Origin of the sequence: Micromonospora lacuserhaii, from assembly GCF_036902735.1 — a bacterium.
GTDB lineage: Bacteria > Actinomycetota > Actinomycetes > Mycobacteriales > Micromonosporaceae > Micromonospora.
Genome location: NZ_JBAKHO010000116.1, coordinates 1 through 3,257, shown reverse-complemented (window position 1 = coordinate 3,257; position 3,257 = coordinate 1). Strand labels below are relative to the sequence as shown.

The window sequence follows — 3,257 nt, the reverse complement described above, 5'->3', positions numbered from 1 at the left end:
CTCGTCGATCCAGCGCAGGGCCGCCCGGGCCTCGTCCTCGAGCTCACGCACCACGGCGACGTCCCCGGTCCACCGCTCGTACTCGTCGAGCAGCACCACGAAGAGCGGGGTCACGTCGGCGGCACCGTAGTACGGCGACTGCGGGCGTTCCTCAAACGCGACCAGCTCGCCGTAGCGGAACTCGCGCAGGATCTTGCCGGGCTCCTCGTCCCGGAAGTCGTCCAGCACCGCACCCTGGTCGATTGCCAGCATGCGCAGCGTCGCCACCGTAAGTTCCGGTGCGAACGGCAACACCTGCAGGCTGGTGAGAATGGGGTCACGGCCGGTGAGGGTCGCGTTCCACGGCAGGCCCGCTGCGGGCATCGCCTCGGCCGGTAGCGTCAGTGGCGAATACCGCAGGGCGGCGAGATCGACGTAACTACGCCGGTAGGTCCGCTCCAGTGGCTCCCAGTCGCAGGTCAGCTGCGGACCCTTGCCGAGCCATTGCTGGAGGTCCCGCTGGAGCCGGGACCTGTCGCGCCGTTGGCGGCCGGGATGAACATGCTCTCGAACGTCCTCACCGTCCGGACGCAGCACCAACCCTCGGACATGCAGCGTGGTGGTCCACTTCCCGTGGGGTCCGATCCGGATGTGGTACGTAAGCCCCTGCTCGTCGACCTGCGCGGGCTCCGTCGTCGAGATCACGGTCTCCCGCCGGAACTTCTCCCGCTCATAGCCGAGGTGCAGGCACCCGTTTTCGACGCGCTGGTACAGCCCGCCAGCTCGCGGGTGTTCCTGTCCGACCACGATCAGCGGGATGAAGTCACAGTCCGCGTCCATGCGGATGGTGAACTCGGCCGCTTCCCCGGAGTGGTTGAGCACGGTCAACCGCTCCTCGAAGCTGCCGGCCACCGACCGTTCGCGGATCACCGACACCTTGGCGTCCACGTAGTGCGTCGGAGCGCCCGGCACCAGGAAGAACCGCACCTCGAAGTACGACGGGTCGTCCATGGCCAACGCGCTCACCCGTTCACCGTTGACGGTCAGCCGCCACAGCGACAGGAACCGGGTGTCGAACGAGAAGAATCCGCATGGGACAGAGGGCTTCGCTTCAATGTCGCCACTGCCATCGCTCAACACGAAGATGTTGCCGTCGAGGATCCTGACGAGGTCACTCTTCATCTCTGCCCCCACGGTGACCAACAGCCACCCGCGGGTGTCGCGCGCCGGGCGGCGGTGCGAAGAGCCGCTCCAGCAGGACGATGAACCGAAACTTGCCCTCGCTGGTGATCTCGTTCCGCAGCCACGCCGGGAGCGCCTTTGCCTCGCCCCGCACCATGCGCTCGAAAAAGGCGCTGTCGGAGCGGATGACCGCATCGGCGTCACTGTTCTGCTGTGACACCCGGATGACGCCCCCGCGGATCTCCACGAACCAGTGGTCGACCTCGTGGTCGTGCTCGAGGTCGAATCGTATGGTGCCGTTCGTCTTCTTCAGCACGCGTTCGTGGCCGTGGCGTTCGAGCGCGTCAAAGAAATCTCTGGTCGTCTCCGACATCGCACCACCCCCGAAGTGATCCCGCCGTCCAGGAGGCAGCGTTGCTCGGATGGTGGTGCCGTGGCATCACCCGGAAAGGATGAGATGGGAGGGCGGTTGCGGCGGGGTGCCCGAACTTCACCCGATTCGGGTGATGCGGCCGCGCCCCGCCCCCGGCCATGGTGAGTAGGTCGGAACTGATCGAGGGGAGGCTCATGTCGAATCCCACCGCGAGCTTCTTCGAAGCACTCGGCCGTCGCGGCCACGAGCCCCTTCTGAAGGAGGCCACCGGAACCCTACGGTTCGACCTCGCACACGACCACGAGGTCGACCGCTGGTTCCTGGTGATCGAACGCGGCGATGTCCGCGTCTCGCGGGATGAGGAGCGCGAGGCCGACTGCCTCGTCCACGGCAGCAGGGCGGTCTTCGACCGGATCGTCAGTGGCAGGTCGCACATCTACGCGGCCTGGGTGCGTAACGAACTCAGGACGGAGGGCGACGTGCGGCTGGCCCGCCTCCTCCAGCGGATCATGCCGGGGCCGCCCGGCGCGCACCACCCGAGGGAGTTCGCCCGCGAGCGGAAACGGCCGTCATGAGCGACGAACTCATCCGCCTGCTGGACGGCAACACGTTCGTGGTCAGTGACGAGACTGGCGACATCGACGCGTCTCCGACCATTCCGACCGGTCTCTTCTCGTTCGACACCCGATTCCTGTCGAAGTGGACGCTGTCCATCAACGGCGAGCGGGTCAGCGCGCTCACCGCCGAGGAAGTCGAGTATTTCGAGGCCCGCTTCTTCGTCGTGGCGACGGTCCCGACTCCGCTGGTCGACACCAGAGTGGCAGCCATTCGGGAGCGCTCGATCGGCGGAAGCTTCACCGAACGGTTGACGGTGATCAACCACGAACGCGAAACGATCGACCTGCGGATCCGGATCGACGTCGGGAGCGACTTCGCCGACCTTTTCGAGATCAAGGATGTGCGCGACAAGAGAGGCGAATATTACACCCGGATCGAGGACGGGTGCCTGCGTCTCGGCTATAAGCGGGAGATGTTCTGCCGGGAGACCCTAATCTCCTCCACCGCGCCGGCCCGGGTCGACGAGCAGGGACTGACGTACGACGTCCGGCTCGAACCGCACGGCCAGTGGGTCACCGAGGTGCGTGTGCGCGCGCTGGGCGCGAACGGACGTGATCTTCAGGAAAGCCTGCAGGGCAAACCGGGCCGGGCCGGGAAGCAGATGCGGCAGGACCTCGACCGGTGGCTCGCGGAGGCACCCCGCCTGACCTGCGACTCTCCCACGCTGGCGATGACCTATCGGCGCAGCCTGGCTGATCTCGCCGCGCTGCGTTTCATGCCGTTGACCGGCGGCGGGCATGCCCTGCCCGCCGCCGGGCTGCCGTGGTTCATGGCGATCTTCGGTCGGGACAGCATCCTCACCAGCCTGCAGACACTGCCCTTCACACCGGACCTCGCGGCCACGACGCTGCGCCTGCTGGCGCTGACGCAGGGCGTCGTCCTCGACGACTTCCGCGAGGAGGAACCGGGGAAGATCCTCCACGAACTGCGGTACGGGGAGACGACCGGATTCGAGGAGCAGCCGCATTCGCCGTACTTCGGCAGCGCCGACTCCACTCCGCTCTACGTGATCCTGCTCGACGAGTACGAGCGGTGGACCGGAGACGCCACCGCGGTGCGGCTTCTCGAGCCGTCGGCGAGAGCCGCACTCCACTGGATCGACGAA

4 protein-coding genes are annotated in these 3,257 nt (G+C 66.7%); 2 read left to right on the top strand and 2 right to left on the bottom strand.

Features of this window, described 5'->3' with window-relative positions; genetic code table 11:
• Together V6U81_RS28965 and V6U81_RS28960 are read right to left on the bottom strand one after the other, a co-directional pair.
• On the bottom strand, positions 1-1,161 hold a 1,161-nt coding region (locus V6U81_RS28965; RefSeq protein ID WP_334494216.1), incomplete at its 3' end, for a glycogen debranching N-terminal domain-containing protein.
• Entirely contained in the window at positions 1,151-1,534 is a 384-nt protein-coding gene (locus V6U81_RS28960) for an SCP2 sterol-binding domain-containing protein (protein WP_334494215.1), read from the bottom strand. The genes V6U81_RS28960 and V6U81_RS28965, both read right to left, overlap by 11 nt.
• A 194-nt stretch (positions 1,535-1,728) precedes the next feature.
• Here V6U81_RS28960 and V6U81_RS28955 point away from each other — a divergent pair, with 194 nt between their 5' ends.
• Together V6U81_RS28955 and V6U81_RS28950 are read left to right on the top strand one after the other, a co-directional pair.
• The gene (locus V6U81_RS28955) at positions 1,729-2,109 is read left to right on the top strand and encodes an SCP2 sterol-binding domain-containing protein (RefSeq protein WP_334494214.1); all 381 of its coding nucleotides are present in this window, start codon (positions 1,729-1,731) and stop codon (positions 2,107-2,109) included.
• Positions 2,106-3,257 (top strand): glycogen debranching N-terminal domain-containing protein (locus V6U81_RS28950; protein WP_334494212.1); only part of this gene is annotated, 1,152 nt, incomplete at its 3' end. The genes V6U81_RS28955 and V6U81_RS28950, both read left to right, overlap by 4 nt.

Coding starts and splice junctions, on each gene's coding strand:
- V6U81_RS28960 (WP_334494215.1), bottom strand. CDS start 1,534: ATGTCGGAGACGACCAGAGATTTCTTTGACGCGCTCGAACGCCACGGC.
- V6U81_RS28955 (WP_334494214.1), top strand. CDS start 1,729: ATGTCGAATCCCACCGCGAGCTTCTTCGAAGCACTCGGCCGTCGCGGC.